The following is a 24,280-nucleotide window of genomic DNA, read 5'->3' as shown; positions in this document are numbered from 1 at the left end:
CAATGAATAATAACCTCAACACAGCCAATACCGCTATGACAGTCATGGTGCAAGGCACCACGTCAGATGCCGGAAAAACCACCTTAGTGGCTGCGTTGTGTCGCATATTTGCCAACAAAAAGCTCAGTGTTGCGCCATTTAAACCGCAAAATATGGCGCTGAATAGCGCGGTAACTGACGATGGCGGTGAGATTGGCCGTGCTCAGGCAATGCAAGCCAACGCGGCACGAGTCGCGCCCCATACCGACTTTAATCCGATTTTATTAAAACCACATTCCGATACTAAAGCGCAAATCATCGTGCATGGCAAAGCCTTATCCGCCATGCAAGCGACCACCTATCATGCCTACAAACCTAAGGCGCTAAAGGCGGTCATGCAATCACATCAACGCCTTTGTCAAACGTACCAATATATCTTTGTTGAGGGGGCTGGCAGTCCTGCTGAGATAAACCTTAGAGAAGGTGATATTGCCAATATGGGCTTTGCAGAAGCGGCAGATTGCCCGGTGATCATCATCGCTGATATCGATAAAGGCGGTGTCTTTGCGCATTTAGTCGGGACTCTAGATTTGCTTAGCCAAAGCGAGCAAGACCGGGTTGTCGGTTTTGTTATCAATCGTTTTCGTGGTGACATCAGTTTGCTGCAACCTGGGATTGATTGGCTTGAACAACGCACTGGCAAGCCTGTACTGGGTGTGCTGCCCTATTTATATGACTTACGCTTAAGTGATGAAGACAGCGTCAATGCGCAACAAAGCGTGTCGCAAAGTAATGAGCAAGACCGCATAAAAATTGTCGTGCCGGTATTGCCAAGAATGAGTAATCACAGCGATTTCGATGTGTTGCGTTGGCAGGATAACGTCGAATTAATTTTTCACCAAGGCACTGAAAAAGGCGCTGATAAAATTAACGCAGCAGGCAGCGACGCTAATGGCTCTAATGACTTTCTTGCCAGTAGACCATTGCCAGCCTGTGATCTGATCATTTTGCCGGGCAGTAAACACGTACAAGCCGACCTTCACTTCCTCAGACAACAAGGTTGGCACCACAATATCAATCAACATTTGCGATACGGTGGCAAGGTCATTGGCATTTGTGGCGGTCTACAAATGCTGGGTTGCAATATAACGGATGCGCATGGCGTCGAAAGCGATGTGCAACAGACAACAGGTTTAGGTTTGTTGGCGATTGACACTAGCTTGTCTGCGCAAAAACAGCTCGCCAATGTTGACTGCAACATAGAGTTTAATGGTCATAGACTTGATGTCAGTGGCTATGAAATACATGCGGGTAAAAGTTGCTTGCAGGCAAGCAGCCATGCAAACCCAACGAAGAGACTTAATGTCACCGGCAAACACCTAAACCAAGGTACTGAGAATACCAATGCAGATGTTGGCGATGAGATTGCCGATGCCTATATGAGCGAAGATGGGCAAATCATGGCCAGTTATCTACACGGCATATTTGATCAACAACAACCTCGAGACGCCATACTAGAGTGGGTGAAACCCAATGCATGCGCCTCAACCAATGCGTCTAACAAGCAACAAATTGAAGATCACAGCCTTGATTATTTAGCGCAGCAAGTAAGTCAACATCTCGATATTGACGCCCTACTCGCTGCCTGTACACGCTTTTATCAAAGCGCTAATCGCGCTCAGACAAATGAACAACATGGAAATAACCTATGAGCAATAATGCCCAATCGCAACAACAAAAACATCAGCAACGCCAAGCAAAACTAAAAGAGCAAGTTGATGAGCGTATCGCCAAAGCCACCATCGAAAAAGGCCTAGTGCTGGTGATAACCGGTAATGGTAAAGGCAAATCTACCTCAGGGTTTGGCACCGTCGCTCGTGCCGTTGGCCATGGTTTAAGCGCCAGTGTTGTGCAATTTATCAAAGGTGGATGGGAATGTGGCGAACGCAATTTACTGCAACAACACGGCGTTGATTTTCATGTTATGGCAACCGGCTTTACCTGGGAAACGCAAAATAAAGAGCAAGATACGCAAGCGGCACAAGCAACCTGGTTAGCAGCGAAAAAGCTGCTCGCAGACGACAGTATCGACATGGTTTTGCTCGATGAAATCACCTACATGATCAGCTATCACTACATTGATATTGACGAGGTGATTGAAGCCATTGAACAACGTCCTGTTAACCAGCATGTGATCATCACCGGTCGCAACTGTCACAGACGCTTAATCGACTTGGCCGATACCGTCTCGGAAGTTCAGTCAGTCAAGCACGCCTTTGATAATGGCATCAAGGCGCAAGCTGGCTTGGATTGGTAAAACAGACAAACATAATGGATTTTCTGATGGGTAATAACACCGCTGGCTTGATAGGCTCATGTCAGCTCAAACTTAAACGAGCAATACAGATTGTCGCTGCACTCACCTGTGTGCTGCCTATCGCCGTCAATGCGTTGCCTGATGAGGTATCCAGCGATGCAAGGCTAGCTGATGATGTCAAAACCGGTCCGTCGATTCGAATTATCGCGCTTGCGCCGCATATTGTTGAGATGCTCGACGATATAGGTGCCTATGAGCAAATCATTGCCGCATCAGAACATTCGGACCACCCTGCCAAAGCCAAACAATTGCCGCGAGTTGGCAATTACGCCAGGCTGAGCATCGAAAAAATACTGTTATTGCAACCGGATATCATTATCGCTTGGAAAACTGGCGTACCAATGAGCGACATTGAACAACTGCAAAAACACGGGTTAACGGTAGTGTATTCTGATCCTCGCCAGCTAGAAGATGTTGCCAAGGAATTTCAATGGTTAGGCAAGCTAACAGGTCGTCGTGACATTGCCGAACAAAAAGCCAAAGAATACCGTACTCGGCTGGCGAACTTGCGTCAGCAATACCAAGACAAACAGCGTATCAAGGTGTTTTATGAGCTTTGGCCAAAACCGTTAACCACCGTCGCAGGCAATGCATGGCCGCAACAACAATTGACGGTATGCGGAGCGACCAACCCATTTAAAGATGCGATTTCAGACTACCCGCAAATCAATCTTGAACAAGTGATTGTTGCCAACCCAAGCATTATTATCCAGCCCACATCGAGTCACGGTTTGGCCAGTGATGCCATAGATTGGCAACAATACAACAGCGTTCGTGCAGCACAGCATCAACAAATCATTCGACCTAATGCCGATATCTTACATCGTATGAGTTATCGCCTACTGGATGAATTGCAGAGTCTGTGCCAGCACATTGACAACAGCCGATTATATTATCGGCAACGTAAGCAGAATCATTAGTTCGCTATGATCTGCTATTAGGGAAAAGAGCCCAAGGAAGGAACATCAATCCCGCTTAAGTTTTCGAACCTAAACCAGGTAATCGAATGAAAAGGGAAACAGGTGACATCCGCACGGTATCGTGCCGTCGGAACAGTCCTGTGCTGCCCCCGCAACGGTAGTTGAATTTTATATTCAAAAGCCCGGAGACCGATTTAAGCGATATTTTCATAGGTGCGGTGGGCACCTGTAGTGAGGAAATATGAAAAATAATAAACGATTTACCGTAAATAAACTGAGTTTGACTTTAACCGCTGGTGTAAGCGCATTTAGCAGCGCAGCACAACAGCAACACGTTGATGAGCAAATGCTGGTCACGGCAAACAGAACAACACAGCAACAATTTACTGCATTATCTAGCGCGCAGATCATTACCAGCGAGCAAATCAGTCGATTGCAGGTTGAAAACGTAGCGGCATTGCTAGACACCGTTGCAGGTATTAATATCGCCAGCCAAGGTGGTGGCGGCCAAGTGCAATCTATTTTTACTCGTGGTGCCAACGCCAATCATACCTTGATTTTGGTTGATGGCGTGCGTGTAAATTCAGCGACATTAGGCTACACCAATATATCGACCATTAGTCCTGCGCAAATAGAACGAATTGAAGTCGTTAAAGGCCCTCGCGCCGCACTTTGGGGCAGCGATGCCATAGGTGGTGTGATTCAAATCTTCAGCAAACAATATGCTGCAGGCGAAGGGGCGATTAATATCATTGCCGGTTCGCATAGTTACCAACACGCTGATGCGGCGATTGGTTTGGGTAATGAAACCCATCAATTAACCGTATCGGTTGCCGGAGAAGACAGCGATGGCTTTAATGCATACAGCAGCGATCCTTACCCATATGACGTTAATGAGCCTGATGATGATGGTTACGACCGATTGTCAGCCAGCATAAATGGTAAATCTCAACTTAACCAACGCTTCAGTGTTTCGCTGGTCGGTCGCATTGAAGAAGGCGGCAGTGAATACGACGCCAGTTATCCGGAAAGTCCTTGTTGGGACGATCCAACCAGCATTTGCCCAGCGTTTTATGCCAATGAACAAGAGCATGACAATTACAGCGTCAAAGTTGGCGGTGAATACGCAGGTGATCTGCTGACCACGCAATTGAGCTACGGCAAGAGTCAAGACCAAGCAACCACTTTTGGTAATGGCATCAAAAAAAGCAATGGTGATGAAATCAAAACCGAGCGCGATCAAGTTAGCTTGATCAGCCTTTGGCAAGTTAACCCTAATGCCAGCCTGACTTTAGGTGGTGATTATTATGAAGAGCAGGTTTCAACCAACACCGACAAAGATCCGTGGACTCCAGGATTTCAAGGTTGGGCGATTGACGAGCGCGATGTGACCGCGGTATTTGTGCAGACTCAAATCAAACAAGATCAATGGCTTGCTGAAGCAGCATACCGTTATGATGACATTGAACACACAGGCAGCGAAAACACCTACAATGTCAGTCTCGGTTATCAAATTAATGCCAATACGCTAGTGTCAGCAACACGCAGTACAGGCTTTAAAGCGCCGTCGTTTAACGACCTTTATTGGCCGGGTTCGGGGAATCCAGACCTAAAGCCTGAACAAGTAGACAGCAGCGAAATACTATTACGTCATCGTTTTTTATTTCCTCACCTACAAGGTCAGTTTGAAGCGGTTGTGTTTGAATCAGACATTGAAGATTTAATCGCTTGGGCGCCAAATCAATTTGGTTTATGGCAGCCAGAAAACATCAATAATGCCAATATCAAAGGCGCTGAACTGTCGGCAACATTGGCAACCAGCCTATTTACTCACACCGTCAGTTTTGCCTATATCGAAACCGAAGATGAAAGCACAGGGTTAGAGTTGTTGCGTCGTCCGGAGAAAACCGCCAGTTATCAAATAGACTTTGATTGGCAGCAATTGATGTTAACCGCCTTGGTGAATTACCATGATGACAGTCAAGACTCTGCTGGAGAATTAGACTCTTTTGTGGTGGTCGATATCGCGGCAAGTTATCAGCTAACCAATGCCTTGTCGGTCAACGCCAAGTTTAACAACGTCTTTGATGAGGATTACCAAACGGTGATGAACTATCAAGCGGATGGCAGCAATTACAAAGTTGGATTAAGTTACCAATTCTAATTTAACGTTATCTAACCTCATATGTTGTTATATGAGTTGATATTCTCTAGGCGCTGTTTTAAGCGCCTTTTTTATGCTCCTTTTTTAATAAGTACTGAGCGCCACATTGCACTGATTCATCCGTGCAAGTTCGCCAAAACTCAAGGCAATTGCAAATAGAATGCTCACCGACGTTGACATTGGCAGGACAGACCACTAACTTAGCCTGTAAATAACCCAACAGATATATTCATACAAGATGATAGATTTTCGTTCTGATACGGTAACCCGCCCTACCGACGCCATGAAACAGGCAATGACCAGCGCAGAATTGGGGGATGATGTTTATTCTGATGACCCAACGGTTAATGCTTTCGAGCAACGTATTGCCAAAATGGCCGGCTTTGAAGCGGCGATGGTGGTGAATTCAGGTACGCAATCCAATTTATGTGCGCTACTTGCTCACTGTGCCCGCGGTGAAGAGTACATCACAGGTCAAGGCTACCATACCTATCTCTATGAAGCCGGCGGCGCAGCCGTACTTGGCTCAGTCGTTCCTCAAACCGTTGTTGAACAACCAAGTGGTGAATTAGCCTTTGACGATATCAAGGCCGTTCTAAAAGACGATGACCAGCATTTCGCGATGAGCAAATTGCTGAGCTTAGAGAATACCCATTGCGGCAAGATCATCCCGCTGTCATATTTTCAACAGGCTCGTGAATTTGCCAACGATCATGGTTTGAGTATTCACCTAGACGGTGCACGTATCTTTAATGCCCTAACCGAGCTTAATATTGAACTGAGCGACATTTGCCAATATGTTGATTCGATCTCAATTTGCTTTTCTAAAGGCTTAGGGACACCAATGGGCTCGGTATTATGTGGCAGCAAAGAATTGATTGCCCGTGCCCGCCGTATTCGCAAAATGGTCGGTGGCGGCACTCGTCAAGCGGGTATGATAGCGGCAGCCATGGATTATGCCTTAGACAACCATGTCACTCGCCTAAAAGATGACCATAACAACGCCAAAAAATTGGCCAGTTTGTTAGCCCAGATTGATGGCTTATCACCACGTCCATTACAAACCAATATGCTCTATGTCGATGTTGAGCCGTCCATCAATGACGAATTGCTGTGTCAGTTATTGAAAGCGGAAGGTATTTTGATATCGCCGCGCAGCCCATTGCGTATTGTCACCCATTTAGACATCAGTGAAGCCGACATTGTCTATACCGCAGACGCGATTAAAGATTGTTTGGCACTGATGCAAGCGACGACAGCATAACGACTTAGACGTTATTAAAAACAAAAAACGCCACATTGATTGTGGCGTTTTTTATTGCATAAATATAACGTTTTACTGTTGGAAACGGTACACAGAACCGATTTTCAAAATTTGCGTTAACTCATCCAATGCCGCTCTTGATTCAAGCAACAACTGTGGATCACGCAAATCATCAAAGCTTAAGGTGTCACGATAATACTTGTTTACCCAAGCCGTTAATGTGCTGTATAAGCTGTCAGACATCAAACAATTAGGGTTAACCGCATTTAACTCCGCTTCGTTCATAGCAATACGCAAACGCAGACATGCTGGGCCACCACCGTTTTTCATACTTTCATTTACATCAAAGTACTTAACCTGTTTGATTGGTGTATTTTGCGTCACTAAGTCATCTAAGTAGGCTTTCACGCTTGGGTTATCATGACAATGCATTGGCGCAATGATGATCATATCACCATTAGGCAAGGTAATGATTTGGGTATTAAACAAATAGGTATTAACACAATCATCAACACTGACTTGATCCGTTGCCACTTTAATAAAGTGCACATCATCAGAGCCAAATTTTTGCTGTACTTCAGCTAAAAAAGCTTCGGTATTTAAAAACGCCTGCTCATGGTAGAACAACACATTTTGGTTACCGACACTGATAACGTCATTATGGAATACACCTTGATCGATAACATCAGGGTTTTGCTGTACGTACACCACTTTGTCATCGCTCAATCCGTGCAGACGCGCGACGGCACGACTCGCTTCTAGCGTTTGACGCGCTGGATACTTCTTTGGTGCCGGCATATTGCTGTTAAACGCGTATTTACCAAAGGTGAATATTTCAACACCTTGTTCGCCATAGTTTGAACACAGGCGCGTATGGTTCGCCGCACCTTCATCACCAAAATGGTCATTGTCATTAAGATGTAGGTGATGGGCAAAGTACTTGTCATCGGCAAACACACTTTTAAGGATATTACCGGTTGTATCAGGCTCTAATGAACGATGAAATTTATTAGTCAGGTTAGCGGGTGTGAAATGCACTTTACCGTCTAAGGTATCACCTGATGGCGACACGGTGCCTGCGTTAGCGGTCCACATGCTTGATGCACTGCAGCATGCTGATAATAACGATGGTGCTTCTTTGTAGGCTTTTTCAAGCACATTAGCATCGGTACCTGAAAAACCTAAACGACGTAAGGAAAAAATATCAGGACGCTCTTGCGGTGCAAATACCCCTTGTACCATTCCTAAATCATGCAACGCTTTCATTTTTTGAAGGCCTTGTAATGCTGCACTCTTTGGACTGGATATGTCATTTGCGTTCGATTTTGACGCAACATTACCTTCTGACAAACCGGCATAATTGTGAGTTGGTCCTACCAATCCGTCAAAATTTGCTTCAAAACTTTTCATAAATCCCCGCGATATTTTTTTCAATGTGAACGCTATTTTAGCGATTTTTACCACTTAGTAAATGACCAAAATGACTGATAGACCACTATTTTCAATGAATTGTAAAAATATTGTTGACAAGTTAGAGTAACTGCTTTAAATATAAATTAACTTTATCCAAATATTAATTATACGATGTTAAATCTTATTCTATTCATTATTCTCCTGATTGTCGTGGTGCTTGTACCAGGGCACGGGTTTTCAATGAATTAAGAAACATCGCATAAACATTCATTAAAACCCTCCGAGAACACTCCGAGGGTTTTTTTCGTTTTAGGGCAAAAAAAATTTAAAAGGCAGCACAATGAGTACAAAAGAGCTTTATTCAGGCGCAGTTTTATTGACCAAGTCGCTGGCCGAATTGGATGTTGAATTCATATTTGGTTACCCCGGCGGTTCGGTTTTGGATATCTATGATGCGATTTTCCAACAAGACAAAGTAAGTCATATTCTTGTGCGCCATGAACAAGCGGCAACGCATATGGCTGACGGTTACACCCGCGCCACCGGTAAAACGGGTGTTGTACTCGCAACATCAGGGCCTGGTAACACCAACTGTGTCACGGGTATCGCCAATGCCTATATGGATTCAATCCCTATGGTTGTGCTAGCAGGTCAAGTTGCATCTAACCTGATTGGCGGTGACGCGTTTCAGGAAACCGATATTGTCGGTTGTTCACGACCTATCGTTAAACACAGTTTTGCCTGCCGTGATGTTAATGAAATTCCAAATGTTTTAGCCAAGGCGTTTTACCTGGCTGAATCGGGTCGACCTGGTCCTGTGGTTATCGAGCTGCCAAAAGATATCCTCAACCCGGACATTAAGGTTGAGTACAAAATGAATAAAGACGTTAAAATCCGCTCTTATAATCCGACGGAAAAAGGTCACAGTAAGCAAATCAAAAAAGCGGTTGATACCATCATCAATGCCAAGCGTTTGGTGGTTTATACCGGTGGCGGCATCATATTGTCCGATTGCTCCAACACCCTAACCGAATTAGTAGAACGTTTAAACGCGCCATGCACCAACACCTTAATGGGATTAGGCGGCATAAGTGGCCTGCACCCAAACTTTATCGGCATGTTAGGTATGCATGGTAGTGTAGAAGCGAATAAGGCGATGGCCAATTCGGACGTGATTTTAGCCATTGGTGCGCGCTTTGATGACCGTGTTACCAACAAAGTGGAAAAGTTTTGCCCTAACTCAACCATTATTCATGTTGATATCGACCCAACGTCAATTTCAAAAACCGTTAATGCGCACATTCCTATTGTTGGTTATGCCGATGTGGTAATTGACCAATTATTAAAACAGCTGGACGAAGTGGGTCATAAACCTGACAGCGATCATTTCGCCAACTGGTGGCAGGAAATTGAGCAATGGCGTCAATTGAACAGCTTTAGCTACGAAACGCACCCTGACAAAATCAAGCCACAACAGGTTGTCGAATCTGTTTATAAGCACACCAACGGTGATGCCTATGTGACGTCAGACGTTGGCCAGCATCAGATGTTTGCCGCGCAATACTACCCGTTTAAAGAACCACGTAAGTGGATTAACTCAGGTGGTTTGGGCACCATGGGATTTGGTTTCCCTGCAGCTATGGGGGTGAAGGTTGCCTTCCCTGAAGCAGACGTGGTGTGTGTTACAGGTGATGGTTCAATTCAAATGAACATTCAGGAATTGGCTACGTGTCTGCAATATAACATTCCCGTTGTTATTGTCGCTTTGAATAACCGCTCGCTAGGTATGGTACGACAATGGCAAGACATGATTTATGGTGGTCGCCACTCACAATCGTATATGGAATCTTTACCGGACTTTGTCAAACTGGTGGAGGCCTATGGCCACGTCGGAATGCAAGTGAATCACCCTGATGAATTAGATGCTGCCATGGAAAAAGCATTTTCAATGAAAAATCGTTTGGTCTTTGTTGACGTATTGGTTGACGAAACGGAACACGTTTACCCTATGCAAATGCGTTTTGGCGCTGTTGATGATATGTGGTTGAAGAAAGGAGAAAAAGTATAATGCGACGTATTTTATCTGTATTACTGGAAAATGAACCAGGTGCGTTGTCGCGTATCGTCGGCCTTTTTTCACAACGAGCGTTTAATATTGACAGCCTTAACGTGGCACAAACTGACGATGCCACTTTATCTCGCATCACCATTACCACCTATGGTGATGATCAAGTATTGGAGCAAATTACCAAACAAGTTAATAAGCTTGTCGATGTCTTACGCGTATCGGATTTAACCGATCGCCAGCACATTGAACGTGAAATCGCGTTAGTTAAAGTATTGGCGATGAACCCTAAAACCCGTGCCGAAGTAAAGCGACTGAGTGAGATTTTCCGTGCCGACATTATTGATGTGGGCAAGCAAATCTATACCGTGCAAATAACCGGTGATGACGACAAGATTTCATCGTTTATTGAAATCCTAAAAAATGAAACGGAAATCATCGAAGTGGTTCGTTCAGGTACCGTTGGTATCGCTCGTGGTGAAAAAGCGTTGCGCGGCAAATAAGCTGCCGTAACCCCATAAACCGTTGAGCGACGAACCTTAACAACTGACGAGCGGCACAGCCATAGATTTGCGAGATTGATTGCAATGAACATTGGCGGTGCCGTTTTGCTTTTACCAATTGTGTTTTTAGCTATTTTGCTTGTATCAATTTTATTTGTATTTTAGGGACTGCTGAGATGAGTAATTCAAGGGTAGCTAATACAGAAATAGCTAGCAATAAAATAGTTAGCGCAGCCAAATCTGATAAGAAACACATCAAACGGTTTTATAAAACACAATGCTATTCGGCAGGATTTCTTGGTGACGATGTGTGTTATCTACTTAAAGATGACACTGAACAAATCATTGCCTCTGTGCTGGTCTCCTTTGCCAGCAGCACACCGTTTTTGCATGGCCTCGTGGTTGCTAGCCATTATCAGCATCGCGGCATCGCCAATCGATTATTGCAACACTGTCGAGCGCATCACCAGCACCTAATCTGCTTTGCCGTGACCCGTCTTAAAGCCCTTTACCTGCAAAATGGTTTTCGTCAGCTAAACACAGCCGATATCGATGCCAAATTGTTAGCGCGTTATAAAGCCTATCAAGCTAAACAGGTCACTCTTGCTATCTATGGCGCAAGCTAAACATTTAAGGCGCGGGCTAAAACGCAATCTCTTTGCCCTGCCAATCAACGTAGGATAACTCTCCATCGTTCTCAAGCGCCTCAGTTACCTGCAAACATGAACGCGCCACAAACTCAGGACTAAACAACTTACCCTGCGGGACATTTTTTTGGAACGGCTTAGACAAAGGTGTGTCCGTCGTACCAGGATGAAATGCGACGATTTTGCAATCCTTAGCACGACGTTTCAGCTCAATAGTTGCGGTTTTTAGCAGCATGTTTAACGCTGCTTTTGAGCTGCGATAACCATACCAACCGCCCAAACGATTATCTTCGATACTGCCGACTCGTGCCGAGAACACCGTGATGCGACAACAACATTGCTTGTCTAAGCGGCTGATAACAGCCGATACGAACATAAAAGGGGTAATGGTATTGGTATGGTACATGCTGGCTAATTGGCTGGCATTAACGTCTTCAATGCGCTTTTCAGGCATCACCTGTTGGCTGTGCAATACGCCATTAAAGATAAACACCTGTGTCACCTGTTGCCACTTGCTATCAATTACGCGATCACAATCGCTGAGCACCCGTTCAATATCTGTTGGCGAATAATCACATATAAGCGGTGTCACTCGTGTATCTCGTGGCTCGTTTGCGGGATTTTGCTTTGAACTAATTAATATTAAATGTACCGACTCTGACGCCAGCAGTTGTTTGCCCATCGCTTGCGCAATAGTCGATGAAGCGCCAATTAAAATGGCGTATTTCGTTAAACTCATAACCACCTACCCTTGTGTAAAGCTGGCAACCGCTAAATGGCAAGCAAGAACCACCATAGAAAGCCGCCAACGCATTTTTTGGTAGGTTTGATAACCGTCTATGAGGCTGCTGTCGTCAACAAAATTACGCAGACGATTTTCACTGATCACCAGCGCCACATACATGCTACTGTAGATCGCCATTCGTACCGTAAGATCAGTAAAAACCGGTAGCGCCGACACCAACCAAACAATGATCATCACTAAGTTGGCAATAATGAGTAAGGTTTTACCACTGCCTAAGCTTTTACCAATCAACGTTTCCGCCCACAACGAACCGCATAAAAATACCAATATCAATGCACTGTAGTGCTCAAACAATGGCAACAAAAACTCGCTATTCAGCTCCTTGTTCGCGCTGAACACGAGAAAGGCGCTAAGCAAGACAAACGGTGCAAGCCCTGCATAGCCAAGCACGATGGCGAGGTGGTGTTTACTTTTATCAGTCATTCGATACGTATTGCCCATAAATACCAGTTTAGGATATACGCAGAATTTCGTAGCTAAGATCCCGTGATCTATACTGTGACTACCGGCGTATTGATTTACACATCTTAAAAAGCCGAGGTGAGGCAGTATTATGGATTTAACCATCAAGTCATTTGAAGGCAACATTTACCTGATTACTGAAAATGGAGCTATTGTCACCGGCAAAGACAATAACCCACTTCGTTTTGATTCTATCAGCGAAATAAAAGAGTATTACCGCGGCAACATGCCAGACAGGGTTTCGTTAGAGCAGCACACCCCATATGATGAAATGTGCGGATTGCAATCAAGCACAGAACCTTTAACTCTGCGGCTACAATGGTAGCGCCTTCCACATAACATATTGATACAAAACCATTATTTGAGGTTTTATCAATCTTATCCTACAGTTTAATAATGCAGATTACGTTCTTGTTGTCTGCGTTTTATTACGCGAAATCGCCCCGTATGCGCCATTGTCACACGACTGTCATATTTCGTTCTTACAATAAAAAATTAGAGAAATTTACCTGCAATGTTTGCCGAATTTATGTCATCACACTATTTTTCCAGAGATTTAAGCTGGCTGTCGTTTAATGAACGGGTGTTACAAGAAGCCCAAGACACCTCAAACCCAAGCATCGAGCGTTTGCGCTTTCTAGGCATTTTTTCCAATAATCAAGATGAGTTTTTTCGTGTAAAAGTATCTGATATTAAACGTAATGCGTTGCTTAAAAAGGCAGAAGGTGACACTACCGCAGTCACACAATATCAAGCCTTAGTCGATGAGATTCAAGAAAAAGTACTCGAGTTTAATATCGCCTTTAACAAGACTTATGACGATATTTGTCATGGTTTGCAAAAAGAAGGCTTGGTGATCATCGATCAAAGCCAACTGTCTGAATTCCATCAACGCTGGCTAGAGGACTATTTTGACGACAAGATACTGCGATTTATTCAACCACTGATTGTTAACAAGAACGGCGATTTCAAAAATCTCATTGAAGATCACATCACCTATTTATTTGTTGAAATTCAAAACCAAGATCAACGTCAATATGCCGCCATTGACGTACCAGTTCATGACACTGATCGATTTGTATTATTACCGAAAGAAAAAGACAGTAACGTACAAAGCATCATCTTGTTAGACGATATTATTTGTTTTGTGTTACCTCGTATCTTCAATGGCTTATTTGACTTTGATGAGCTTAATGCGTTTTCGTTTAAAATCACCCGTGATGCCGAGTATTACCTTAGTGAAGAAGACATTGATGATTCCATATTGATGAAGATGTCCAAGGGTATTAAGCAACGTCTTCATGCAGAGCCGGTGCGCGTTGTGCGCGATCAAAACATGCCGTTGAGAATGGAAAAGAAACTTAAAAAGTTATTAGGGTTTACCTCTTATGACTCAACATTGCCTGGCAGCCGTTATCGTAACTTTCGCGATTTTATAGGTTTTCCTACGGTGGGAAAAAACAAATTATGTTATCCCAAATGGCCAGCGCTGGACTGCTATGATTTTACCAAGCATCAAACGGTGTTTGAGGCGATCAGCGAAAAAGACATTCTTTTGCACTACCCCTACCATAAATTCCATCATTTTAAGGAATTTGTGCGTCAAGCTTCCTACGATCCGAAAGTCACGTCCATTAAATTGAATATCTATCGTGTCGCAGCCAATTCACAAGTCATTGGCAGTTTATTGGATGCGGTACGTAACGGTAAGAAAGTGACGGTTAATGTTGAGCTTAGAGCCCGATTCGATGAGAGCAATAACATCGAGTGGTCTAAACGTATGACCGATGCCGGTATTAAAGTTCTGTTTGGTATCCCATCGTTAAAGGTGCACTCAAAATTATGCCTAATTAACCGTCAAGAAGATGGCCAGATTGTTAAATACGCGCAAATCAGCACCGGCAACTTTAACGAAAAAACAGCCAAGATATACACCGACTTTGCTTATTTCACCAAGAAACAACAAATCGCCGAAGAAGTTGATAACGTCTTTAAGTTCATAGAACACAGTTATCGACAATTCGACTTTGATCATTTGCTACTCAGCCCAATTAACCAGCGCAAACATATTAATCGCCTGATTCAAAATGAAATCATAAATGCCAAGGCCAGTATTCCGGCGCAAATCACCTTAAAGCTGAATAACCTTGTCGACAAAAAGCTTATCGATAAATTGTACGAGGCGAATAACGCTGGGGTTAAAGTGAAAATGTTGATCCGCGGTATGTGCTCTTTAATCCCTGGCATTAAAGGAATAAGCGAGAATATCGAAGTGATCAGCGTCATTGATAGATACTTAGAGCATTCTCGGGTGATGATCTTTCATGCCAATGGCGCCAACAAAGTGTATATAAGCTCTGCCGACTGGATGACGCGAAACATTGAAGATAGGGTTGAGGTGAGCGTTCCTATTTACGAAGAAGAACTTAAACAACAAATTCTCGACATGGTCGAACTAGGCTTTAACGATAACAGTAAGGCGAGAATCATTAATGCTGCGCAAGACAACCCATATGTTAAACGTGGCAACAATAAAAAGGTCGCCTCGCAGCAGCAAACCTATCTGTATTTAAAAGCGCTCGAACAAGCTAAATTAGCGAATAATTTGCAAGATCAGGGGAGTAACGATTAATCTTTAAGGCAGAAAGTTAAACATTACGAGACAATACATCATAATTCATGGCTGATAATACAGGTACTGCACACTCAGGCAATGGTTTAGAACCGCAAACTATTGCCGTGGTCGATCTTGGCTCTAATAGCTTTCATTTGGTGTTGGCCAGAATTGTTGAACAAGACGTGCAAATACTGCTTCGCGAAAAAATAAAGGTTAGGCTGGCCAAAGGCTTAGATGATGATCTCATACTCAATGAAGAAGCGATGGAAAGAGGCTTACAGACCTTAGAAATATTTTCCCACACCCTTAATGGCTTTCACCCCGATCACGTTAATATCCTTGCTACCTATACCCTAAGAACCGCTAAAAATCGTAATGAATTTATCAACCGAGCTAAATTGGTGTTGCCCTACCCGATTAAATTGGTCAGCGGTCAAGAAGAAGCGCGCTTGATATACAATGGTGTCGCTCACAGCATGCACTTTCCTGACAAACGATTGGTTATCGATATTGGTGGTGGCTCTACCGAATTCGCCCTTGGCCAGCACTTTGAACCATTAGCATTATCGAGCCGAAATGTTGGCTGTGTGAATCTGACACAGCAATTTTTCGCTGACGGCAAGATCAGCGAAAAACGGTTCGACAAAGCGGTGCTCAAAGTTGAGCGCGAATTACAGCCAATCGTTAAACGTTACCGTCAAATTGGCTGGCAAGCTTGTATTGGTACCTCAGGTACTGCATCGGCACTGTTAGAAGCAGGACGCGCCAATGAGCTATGCGAGGAGACGTTAACCCACAAAGCACTTAAAAAGTTGAAGAAGAAACTATTGGCATATGAAGACTTCGAGAGTATTGATTTAGCCGGTATCTCAGAAGATCGAAAAGGCGTTATAGTCTCTGGCTTAGCAGTAATGTTGGGTGCGTTCGAGATGCTACAAATAGACGAACTTGAATACAATGATAAAGCACTGCGTGAAGGTGCATTGTATGAAATGGAAGATCAACTCGAGCATGATGATATACGCGAACGCAGCGTTGACAGTTTGATATCGCGCATGAGTGTCGACCTACAGCATTCTGAGCGAGTGCACCAAACAAGCCAAATATTGTGTCAGCAAATCAATGACAATTGGACTTTAAAAAGCATCCCTGACTCTAAAAAGGTATTGCACTGGGCGGCAAAACTGCATGAAATTGGTTTGCACATTAACTCATCCGGCGCCAACAAACATTCCGCCTATATTGTTGCCAATTCCGGTCTTCCGGGGTTTTCGCAAGAGAAACAACAGCTGCTTACCTTGCTTTTGCGGTTTCATCGCAAAAAAATAAAACATGAAGAGTTTGCCGATTTCACCCTATTTAAAGTCAAGGACGTATATCGAATTTTAGCGATATTCAGATTGGCAGTATTGCTTAATCAAAAGCGTCAGGATGACTTTTTGCCAGAGTTAATCGTCAATGCCGATAAAGAGCAGCTTAACCTGACCTTTGCGGATAACTGGATGGATGATAAAAGCTTGCTGTATGCAAACTTGCTGGCTGAACAAGAGCATTTACGCGCACTGGACATTGAATTGCGCATCAACGAGCCATGTTGATTACCGCCGTATAGCTACCCCTGTTTTCATTCCTTATGAGCGGTGTTATTCCTTATGGGCGTCGTGCGGAAGTTTGACCGGTTTGCACAAGTAACCTTTGGTGTGAGATGAACGAGCGCAGTCTCGGCAAATGAAGCGGGGTTTATCAACGATGTGCCATAGCTCATGCAAATGCTTTTCGACTTCCTTTTTTTTCCATTTGCACAGTGATTTAACCATGTGTAGCCCCGATTATGATATCTACTTATTCAGTCTAATACGAAAAACCGAAAAGCCCTAGGTATCGGCGTCGAAATGCCCGCTAAACCGCCATTTTGAACAATGTAGCGCATCGTCATAGCACATATTTAGCAAAACAAAGTGTTATGACCGCTCAATTAAGCAAATTTTTTAGTGCTTGTAGAAATGCGGCTCAGCTATTAGTTTCCAATACGGTCTGTGATAACGGTCTTATTAGTAGTAACCAATATGAGTAACTAACCTTAACAATTTGTTTATGCTGATCAGCATAGTCAGGCCAACCTTGTTAGAGCGTGTGACGCTGTTGGGATAGATTTAGTATGCTTACAAGTCTCAAAGAGCTATTCGCCCTGCCCTCTGGGCTGTTTTCTTTGCCCATATTTGCTGCCCATACTTGCAATAATCGCAATCTAATTTGGCGATTTTATTCATATAAACAATAAACCGAAACATTCATTGCATAGCAACCACTATTTTGCACAAATAAACAATTTTTAACATTCAAAACTGTTCACATCACTATGCAAGTTTGCTAGTTTGATTGCGGGTTACAAATTAAAACAAAATTCGCTAATAAATATACCTAATTATGACGTTCTCAAATTGTTTAAAATCACTGGCAATTATCTCTGCGCTTGCGCTGTGCCAACCTGTTGCTGCCAAGGACAGTGTTGATTTGCAGATCAAGCAAGAATATACCGTAAGCATCATTGATGCAGCAGCGAGCCAAATCAATGTCGGTGATAACCTAACGGCAGAGCGTTCGCATATGGATATGTTTGATGATGCTATGCAAGCAGCAGAACAATCCGTATTCGCCTTTACCACCAATGTTAAAAACTACTTTAGCGAACGTTTTGCCGCGATTAAGAGACATTGTCTAGGTGAAGAGCAACAACTGCAGTTTATGGTTATTGCCAATACCCAAAGTCATCAGCTGGCGCTCTTTGAACAGAGCAATAACAACAATATATTCTCTGATAACATTGACCAAATCACCAACAGCGCTTTATTGCCATTACCTTTGCCTGCATCATCAAGCCCTGCACAAGCTGCCTATAACCTACCATTAGGGATTGATTCAGAATTTACAGTGCAACCTAGCATTAACGATAACTTTGAAGTCATTTACGGATTCGACAAACTAGAAAACCCACACGCTGAAACCTCTGCGTTTAAACAAGAACTGGGTTTTGAAATTGGTTTTCGCTCAAGCCTTTAATCACAAACTCTTTGCCACAAACGTTAAAGCGACGCGAACTTAATTAGGCTTCAGACTGCAGCGCCTGAAACTTACCTAACGGATACCACAGGCATCAATTAGTAAGCTTCAAACACCACATTTCAATAGTCGCTATTTTCTCCATGCAAATTGTTCAAACATAGCATCGACAGGTGTTTCAGCGACATGATTTACATAGTTACTGATCACTTTTTGCGATAATCCCAATATCACTTCCAATACTTGTTGTTGACCATAACCAGCAGCGAAAAAAGCAGCCATTTGTTGAGCTGATACATTGCCACGCTCACGCACCATAGCCAAAGTAAACTCGTGTAATGCTTGCAGCTTTTCGGTCGGCATTGGTTGTTGATTACGCAGCGCCTCGGTGATTGCAGGATCAACGTTCATTGAATGAGCAATACCCGTATGAGCAGGTACGCAATAGTGACACTCATGTTCAACATTGATGGTTTGCCATACAACGGTTAGCTCTTCGGCATTAAACGATGTCGACGTAAATAGTTGATGCAACTGTTGGTATGCTTTTAAGGTTTCAGGTGATTCCGACATCACCGCGTATAAACCAGGAATAGCGCCCATTTGTTTGACTGCACCTTCTAGCATTGCTTTACTTTTTTCTGGCGCAGTTGCTACTGTGTGTAATTTAAATTCGCTCATGTTGTTTACTCCAATAATTAACAATTTACATATTGTATTTATGGGTTTCCCCTTGTCGACGAGAGAACTATAGACAAAAATGAACGATCGTTCAAGCCATAATTGAGCGATCGTTCATTTAATTTTACCCAAAAAATATATCCTGTTGAAAACGTTAACAAATTGAATTTGGTAATTTCTTCTCATGCACTGTTTTTGCCAGCGTATTTATATTTGTCTTTACCTTAGTAACCTTAAAACCTATAATTGAACGTGTGTTCAAATGATTATTGATTAGGTAAATGTATGGCAAAGACGGCTAAATTTGATCGTCAAGACGTGGTTGATAGAGCAACGAACCTCTACTGGAAAAAAGGGTTCCATGCGACCTCTATGCGCAATTTACAAGATGAAATTGATTTACGACCTGGCAGCATTTACGCCGCTTTTGGTAGTAAAGACGGGCTATTTAAAGAAGCATTAAGAAATTATACCGACATGGGTCTTGCGCAACTTGAGCAACTTACAGTTGAATATGACTCGCCTATCACCGTGCTTAAAGCATTTATAAAAGCGCAGGTAATAGACAGCCAAGAAAATGCGCCTAATGGAGTATGCATGTTGTCGAAAACCATTAGCGAGCTTACTGAAGAGAATCAAGATCTTATTGATATCACGAAACAGCATTTAGCGGAAATCGCTAACGAATTCATTGTGCTTATTAAGCAAGCCCAAGACATGAGCCTTATAAAAAGTAATAAAAGCGCCGAGGATTTAGCAAGTCATTTGCAAGTTCAAATTGCAGGCTTAAGAACATTCGCCAAAGTACATAACGATAAAGATAAACTCGATGCAATGATCGAAGATATATTTAGCCATTATCCATTCTAAACAATACCTACTTTTTAGTTACCTTCTTGCTACTAAAGCCGTTTATTTAACGGCCTTAGCAAGTTCTTTCTTTTTTTCGAGCTTCATCAATACGTACACAGGTAAACCCGCTATTAAGAGGATGCAGCCCCAAAAGATGGCATCAAAACCGGTATTAATAATGATCCAAGTAGAAAACACGATGGCAAATAAAGACGTTATACCAGAGGCAAAAGTGAGTGAATGACTGGCTTTACCGGTACACAACATGACGGCGTGAACTACGGTGCACACTAAATACGGCAGTAAACTGGTTAATGTTGATAATAAAATAACAAAGGTAAACTGCTCGACCAGGTTGTCACTGGCATTCATTAATACCAAGCACGAAACTAAAACAGACGACAGCACAATAGCAAACGCAGGAACACCGTTTCGTGAGAGCTTTGAAAACGCCTTAGGGAGCAAGCGATCATTTGCTGCAGCCATTGGTACTTGACCAACCACCAATGTCCAACCGTTTAGCGTACCAAAACACGAAACCACGGCAATAAACGCCACTAAGTAATACGCCCATTGCCCAAACAGTAATGCGGCAGCGTCAGCAAATGGTGCATTCGATAGCGCCAACGTCTCAGGCGCAATCAAGCCTAATACGGCAAAGGTGCTTGGAATATAAATACATGCGGAAATTAAAGTACCTAACAGCGCTGCTTTGGGTACGGTTTGTTCAGCGTTTTCGACTTCATCATCGGGTATATTGGCCGATTCGAGCCCTAAAAACGCCCACATGGTCAGTGCAGCTACCGAGGATACCGCAGAAAACGTGCTATCACCGGTGAGGTTAAACGGTTCAAAATGCTCTGTTTGCATAAAAAACACACCAACCAATGCAACAGCAATCAATGGCACGATCTTTACAATGGTGGTAAACAGCTGAACCCGCCCGACTTCTTTGATACCCATTAAATTAACGCCAACCAATATCCAAACAAAAGCTAACGTCGCCAAGGTGGCGATTAATGTATCGCTTGCTAATGCAGGGAGAAATACAGAAAGGTAACTGACCAAAGCAATCGCTATTGCAGCATTAGCGGTGACAATACAGAACCAATAACCCCAAGCAACCAAATAGCCCATAAGATCGCCAAATTGATGTTGAGCGTACTTATAGGGGCCACCAGAGCCGCGAATCTTGCGTGCCAAACTGGCAAAGACATAGGCAAGAGATAAGGCGCCAAGCGCCGAAATGATCCAGCCAAACAAACTGATGCCACCGAACCCTGCTAATGCAGCCGGTAAAAGAAAGATACCGCTACCGACCATGTTGCCGGTTACTAAAGAAGTGGTGGTCCAAAAACCAAGTTTTGCGTTTGCCATGAAAGGCCTTTTATTGTTGTTTTCACTAACCTATCGATAATACACGCTAAAGGCAATCATTTATCCGTTTAATTTACCGCAAAACCAATGACAGCGTACGAACGTAACTATTTTGACTGTAATCAGAGAGATGTAAAAGAGAGAGTAAAAAACGCAGGATTTGCTGAATTTCAGATGCAAAAAAGCCGGCATAAAGCCGGCTTTAAGCACTTAAAAAAGTGGCATCCCGTAGGGGATTCGAACCCCTGTTACCGCCGTGAAAGGGCGGTGTCCTAGGCCTCTAGACGAACGGGACGCAAAATTGCTTGTTGTGTGAATATTTAACCTCTCAAAGAAAGAGCAAACACTAACACCTTATGCAACAATCGCTTTGTTCAAAAAGCGGAGTACTCTCAAAGAGAATACTGAAACCTAAGATTTAAAAAAGTGGCATCCCGTAGGGGATTCGAACCCCTGTTACCGCCGTGAAAGGGCGGTGTCCTAGGCCTCTAGACGAACGGGACACAGAAATCGCTTTACGAATCGCTGATTCGTATTTTTGTGTAAGCAGTCAAATTTTTCTACGTAAAATTTGATTCATCCTACACTGCAATGCTATGTGTCTGGCATTTAAGCCGGGCACTAAGAACTTATTCACTTTTAGTTGACAAAATAAATTGGCATCCCGTAGGGGATTCGAACCCCTGTTACCGCCGTGAAAGGGCGGTGTCCTAGGCCTCTAGACGAACGGGACACAGAAATCGCTTTACGAATCGCTGATTCGTATTTTTGTGTAAGCAATCAAATTTTTCTACGTAAAATTTGATTCATCCTACACTGCAATGCTATGTGTCTGGCATTTAAGCCGGGCACTAAGAACTTGTACAACTTATTTTAGTCGAATATTGGCATCCCGTAGGGGATTCGAACCCCTGTTACCGCCGTGAAAGGGCGGTGTCCTAGGCCTCTAGACGAACGGGACGCTGAGTAGGTACAATATGCACCTTTATCAACAACTCTAACGTTACAATGTAAGAATTTGGTGGAGCCATGCGGGATCGAACCGCAGACCTCTTCGCTGCCAGCGAAGCGCTCTCCCAGCTGAGCTATGGCCCCTCTTCTTACCTTCAACGTTGGCCTTGGACTGTCGTTGAAAACGAGGCGCATTGTATGGAGTCCTAGAAAAACTGTCAACATCTTTTTCAAAATAAAACGTAAAAAACTGTTCGTTCGCTCATTAAACGATCGTATTGGTTAATTTTTATATTCTAACGTCTATTTTTTGCCAAAATTGACGCACAAATGCAGGTTTTTGAAATCCGCTAATTTTTGGTTTTATATAACTATTTTCTCACTTTCCATAGGTATTCATTTGAATTGTTCGGAAAATAATGGACAATTGTCTACACTATTAAATACTGAAAACGAAAAATAAACAGTGCCCTTCTCGCTACTAATAAAAATAAGGGGCTTTGGCGTAAGCCAAACTAATAACAGGATTATATTGGATGCGATTACAATCTCTCAACGTGGTTGCCATTGGCGGCGGTCATGGCTTGGGTCGAGTTCTTTCGACACTTTCATTCTTAGGTGACCAGCTCACCGGCGTGGTTGCTACGACAGATAACGGTGGTTCTACCGGAAAATTACGAAAACGTACCAGTACTATCGCTTGGGGTGACCTAAGAAACTGTCTTACCCAATTAACAGATGACGATTCTGTGGGCAGTAAATTATTAAATTTCCGATTCGATGGTAAAGATGAATTGAGCGGCCATAATCTGGGAAACCTAATTTTATATGCGCTAAATGACATTCATACCCGCCCTCTTGATTCAATTACCCTGATACGTAACATGTTACGTGTTAAGACCCGCGTTCATCCTATGTCAGAAACGCCTACTGACTTAATGGCGTTTTATGCTGAAGGACGCTGTAAGGTTGGCGAGTTATCCGTTGATGATATGGCGACAATGCCAGAGAATATGATGTTGGCGCCGCTGGTAAAAGCACTACCAGAAACCATAGAAGCGATTGAAAACGCCGACCTTATTATTATTGGTCCGGGCAGCTTTTTAACATCAATTGTGCCACCTTTGCTGGTTCGCGATATCACTAAGGCGGTGAAAAACAGTAAGGCGCATTGCGTGTTTATCGATAATATCGCCAAAGAGCATTCACCAGCCGGTGAATTAACTATCGACCAAAAACTAGAATGGCTTGCCTTTAATCTCGGCTGTCAGCCAATAGATGCGGTAATTACCGAAAACCTGAAAGAGCAATCAAATTCAGTGCAATTGATTAAACAATCATTAGCAAGTGAACAAGTTGAGTATTTCCACGATAAGGTGAAGTTGGTAGACGCGTTAGAACAAACGGTGCGCTTGTTAGAGCAACAAAAAGCACAAGGGGTAAGTTCGGTGACGGTAACGGATAAAGTCGTTAACAGCTAACTTACAATAGACACAAAAAAGCCCGCATCATTATGCGGGCTTTTTTTAGCAATAATTAGTTACGCTTCGGTTTTATCATCTTCACTAATGCGACTGGCAACAGCACCCTGTTGACCTTTGTATTTCGCATCTTGGCGCTTATTGTATGGGCGCAATGCTTCACCCGACATGGTTTCAAAGTTCAATGCTGCAATCTTCATGCGTGGACGCAATGCCAACGGCAGCTTACCGGAGTTATAAAATTCCAAAACAATTTGTCCTGACCAACCTGGATCGATACGGTGTGCGGTGACATGAACCATCAAGCCAAGGCGAGCCAAGGACGAACGACCATCTAACCAACCGACGATGTCTGCAGGTAAGGTAACAGATTCATGCGTCACGCCTAACGCCAATTCGCCAGGGTGTAAGAAAAACGCATCGCCATCATCAATATGGATCTCGTCGCTCATTACCGTATTCATGGCTTTTTGAACTTCGTCTTTAGGGCCACTCAAGTCAATATACGGGGCATTATGATCCTGAAAGACACGAAACTTATGACCCAAACAAATATCAACACTGACACCGGAAATCATCGATTCGTCAGGACGCGGGCTAATTCTAATTTTTTCTTGATTGAGTAATTCAATTATATCGTGGTCAGACAGTCTCATGATTGT

General features: G+C 43.4%; 20 protein-coding genes, 5 tRNA genes and 1 riboswitch. Of the genes, 14 read left to right on the top strand and 11 right to left on the bottom strand.

All coding sequences use genetic code 11. The annotated features are described in order from the left end of the window. Positions 1–2: 2 nt before the first annotated feature. The 5 genes from E2K93_RS15515 (at position 3) to ltaE (ending at position 6,704) form a co-directional block, all read left to right on the top strand. Positions 3–1,691, top strand: a complete 1,689-nt coding sequence (locus E2K93_RS15515) for a cobyric acid synthase (RefSeq protein WP_228445359.1) — start codon at positions 3–5, stop codon at positions 1,689–1,691. Then, on the top strand, positions 1,688–2,296 hold the full coding sequence (gene cobO / locus E2K93_RS15510) for a cob(I)yrinic acid a,c-diamide adenosyltransferase (RefSeq protein WP_135439961.1): 609 nt from the start codon (positions 1,688–1,690) through the stop codon (positions 2,294–2,296). Before E2K93_RS15515 ends, cobO begins: the two co-directional genes overlap by 4 nt. 26 nt (positions 2,297–2,322) lie before the next feature. Then, the gene (locus tag E2K93_RS15505; RefSeq protein ID WP_228445357.1) at positions 2,323–3,276 is read left to right on the top strand and encodes a cobalamin-binding protein; all 954 of its coding nucleotides are present in this window, start codon (positions 2,323–2,325) and stop codon (positions 3,274–3,276) included. Between the two features lie 40 nt (positions 3,277–3,316). Beyond that, positions 3,317–3,489, top strand: a riboswitch (cobalamin riboswitch). 28 nt (positions 3,490–3,517) lie between these two features. Beyond that, complete coding sequence (locus tag E2K93_RS15500; RefSeq protein WP_135439959.1) at positions 3,518–5,440, top strand: TonB-dependent receptor domain-containing protein; 1,923 nt, start codon at positions 3,518–3,520, stop codon at positions 5,438–5,440. 238 nt (positions 5,441–5,678) lie between these two features. Next, the gene (ltaE, locus tag E2K93_RS15495; protein ID WP_135439958.1) at positions 5,679–6,704 is read left to right on the top strand and encodes a low-specificity L-threonine aldolase; all 1,026 of its coding nucleotides are present in this window, start codon (positions 5,679–5,681) and stop codon (positions 6,702–6,704) included. A 72-nt stretch (positions 6,705–6,776) separates the two neighbouring features. On the opposite strand, the gene astB is transcribed toward ltaE, so the two are convergent. Then, complete coding sequence (gene astB, locus E2K93_RS15490; protein WP_135439957.1) at positions 6,777–8,114, bottom strand: N-succinylarginine dihydrolase; 1,338 nt, start codon at positions 8,112–8,114, stop codon at positions 6,777–6,779. A gap of 343 nt (positions 8,115–8,457) precedes the next feature. Between astB and E2K93_RS15485 the strand changes: the two genes are divergently transcribed. From E2K93_RS15485 to E2K93_RS15475, 3 genes are all read left to right on the top strand, one after another. Next, positions 8,458–10,185: an acetolactate synthase 3 large subunit gene (locus E2K93_RS15485; RefSeq protein ID WP_135439956.1), complete on the top strand. Its 1,728-nt coding sequence runs from the start codon at positions 8,458–8,460 to the stop codon at positions 10,183–10,185. After that, complete coding sequence (gene ilvN / locus E2K93_RS15480) at positions 10,185–10,685, top strand: acetolactate synthase small subunit (protein ID WP_135439955.1); 501 nt, start codon at positions 10,185–10,187, stop codon at positions 10,683–10,685. Before E2K93_RS15485 ends, ilvN begins: the two co-directional genes overlap by 1 nt. A gap of 176 nt (positions 10,686–10,861) precedes the next feature. After that, positions 10,862–11,311, top strand: coding sequence for a GNAT family N-acetyltransferase (locus E2K93_RS15475; protein ID WP_135439954.1), 450 nt, complete (start codon positions 10,862–10,864; stop codon positions 11,309–11,311). A 16-nt stretch (positions 11,312–11,327) separates the two neighbouring features. Here E2K93_RS15475 and E2K93_RS15470 read toward each other — a convergent pair whose 3' ends face one another. Together E2K93_RS15470 and E2K93_RS15465 are read right to left on the bottom strand one after the other, a co-directional pair. Then, positions 11,328–12,071 (bottom strand): SDR family NAD(P)-dependent oxidoreductase, encoded by a 744-nt coding sequence (locus E2K93_RS15470; RefSeq protein ID WP_135439953.1) that lies wholly within the window; start codon positions 12,069–12,071, stop codon positions 11,328–11,330. 6 nt (positions 12,072–12,077) lie between these two features. Continuing rightward, positions 12,078–12,560 (bottom strand): DUF3429 domain-containing protein, encoded by a 483-nt coding sequence (locus tag E2K93_RS15465; RefSeq protein WP_189637793.1) that lies wholly within the window; start codon positions 12,558–12,560, stop codon positions 12,078–12,080. A 130-nt stretch (positions 12,561–12,690) separates the two neighbouring features. Here E2K93_RS15465 and E2K93_RS15460 point away from each other — a divergent pair, with 130 nt between their 5' ends. The 4 genes from E2K93_RS15460 (at position 12,691) to E2K93_RS15445 (ending at position 18,276) form a co-directional block, all read left to right on the top strand. Beyond that, a complete protein-coding gene (locus tag E2K93_RS15460; protein WP_135439951.1) occupies positions 12,691–12,924 on the top strand; it encodes a DUF6482 family protein in 234 nt (77 codons plus the stop codon). Between the two features lie 189 nt (positions 12,925–13,113). Beyond that, on the top strand, positions 13,114–15,231 hold the full coding sequence (gene ppk1, locus E2K93_RS15455) for a polyphosphate kinase 1 (protein ID WP_228445355.1): 2,118 nt from the start codon (positions 13,114–13,116) through the stop codon (positions 15,229–15,231). Between the two features lie 47 nt (positions 15,232–15,278). Continuing rightward, complete coding sequence (gene ppx / locus E2K93_RS15450) at positions 15,279–16,814, top strand: exopolyphosphatase (RefSeq protein WP_135439950.1); 1,536 nt, start codon at positions 15,279–15,281, stop codon at positions 16,812–16,814. An 829-nt stretch (positions 16,815–17,643) separates the two neighbouring features. Continuing rightward, a complete protein-coding gene (locus E2K93_RS15445; protein ID WP_135439949.1) occupies positions 17,644–18,276 on the top strand; it encodes a hypothetical protein in 633 nt (210 codons plus the stop codon). A 132-nt stretch (positions 18,277–18,408) separates the two neighbouring features. On the opposite strand, the gene E2K93_RS15440 is transcribed toward E2K93_RS15445, so the two are convergent. Continuing rightward, positions 18,409–18,957, bottom strand: coding sequence for a carboxymuconolactone decarboxylase family protein (locus E2K93_RS15440; protein ID WP_135439948.1), 549 nt, complete (start codon positions 18,955–18,957; stop codon positions 18,409–18,411). A gap of 285 nt (positions 18,958–19,242) precedes the next feature. Between E2K93_RS15440 and E2K93_RS15435 the strand changes: the two genes are divergently transcribed. Further along, positions 19,243–19,827, top strand: coding sequence for a TetR/AcrR family transcriptional regulator (locus E2K93_RS15435; protein ID WP_135439947.1), 585 nt, complete (start codon positions 19,243–19,245; stop codon positions 19,825–19,827). Between the two features lie 42 nt (positions 19,828–19,869). Here E2K93_RS15435 and E2K93_RS15430 read toward each other — a convergent pair whose 3' ends face one another. The 6 genes from E2K93_RS15430 to E2K93_RS15405 form a co-directional block, all read right to left on the bottom strand. Further along, positions 19,870–21,186, bottom strand: coding sequence for an amino acid permease (locus tag E2K93_RS15430; RefSeq protein WP_135439946.1), 1,317 nt, complete (start codon positions 21,184–21,186; stop codon positions 19,870–19,872). 219 nt (positions 21,187–21,405) lie between these two features. Next, positions 21,406–21,481, bottom strand: a tRNA-Glu gene (locus E2K93_RS15425). A 132-nt stretch (positions 21,482–21,613) separates the two neighbouring features. Then, a tRNA-Glu gene (locus E2K93_RS15420) sits at positions 21,614–21,689 on the bottom strand. A 154-nt stretch (positions 21,690–21,843) separates the two neighbouring features. After that, positions 21,844–21,919 (bottom strand) — tRNA-Glu (locus E2K93_RS15415). A 152-nt stretch (positions 21,920–22,071) separates the two neighbouring features. Further along, a tRNA-Glu gene (locus E2K93_RS15410) sits at positions 22,072–22,147 on the bottom strand. Between the two features lie 58 nt (positions 22,148–22,205). Continuing rightward, positions 22,206–22,281, bottom strand: a tRNA-Ala gene (locus E2K93_RS15405). A gap of 392 nt (positions 22,282–22,673) precedes the next feature. Between E2K93_RS15405 and E2K93_RS15400 the strand changes: the two genes are divergently transcribed. Beyond that, a complete protein-coding gene (locus E2K93_RS15400; RefSeq protein ID WP_135439945.1) occupies positions 22,674–23,618 on the top strand; it encodes a gluconeogenesis factor YvcK family protein in 945 nt (314 codons plus the stop codon). Between the two features lie 59 nt (positions 23,619–23,677). On the opposite strand, the gene dcd is transcribed toward E2K93_RS15400, so the two are convergent. Beyond that, the gene (gene dcd, locus E2K93_RS15395; RefSeq protein ID WP_135439944.1) at positions 23,678–24,274 is read right to left on the bottom strand and encodes a dCTP deaminase; all 597 of its coding nucleotides are present in this window, start codon (positions 24,272–24,274) and stop codon (positions 23,678–23,680) included. Positions 24,275–24,280: the final 6 nt, after the last annotated feature.

Origin of the sequence: Thalassotalea sp. HSM 43 (assembly GCF_004752005.1) — a bacterium.
Classification (GTDB): Bacteria; Pseudomonadota; Gammaproteobacteria; order Enterobacterales; family Alteromonadaceae; genus Thalassotalea_A.
This window is presented reverse-complemented; position numbering and strand designations above follow the sequence as displayed.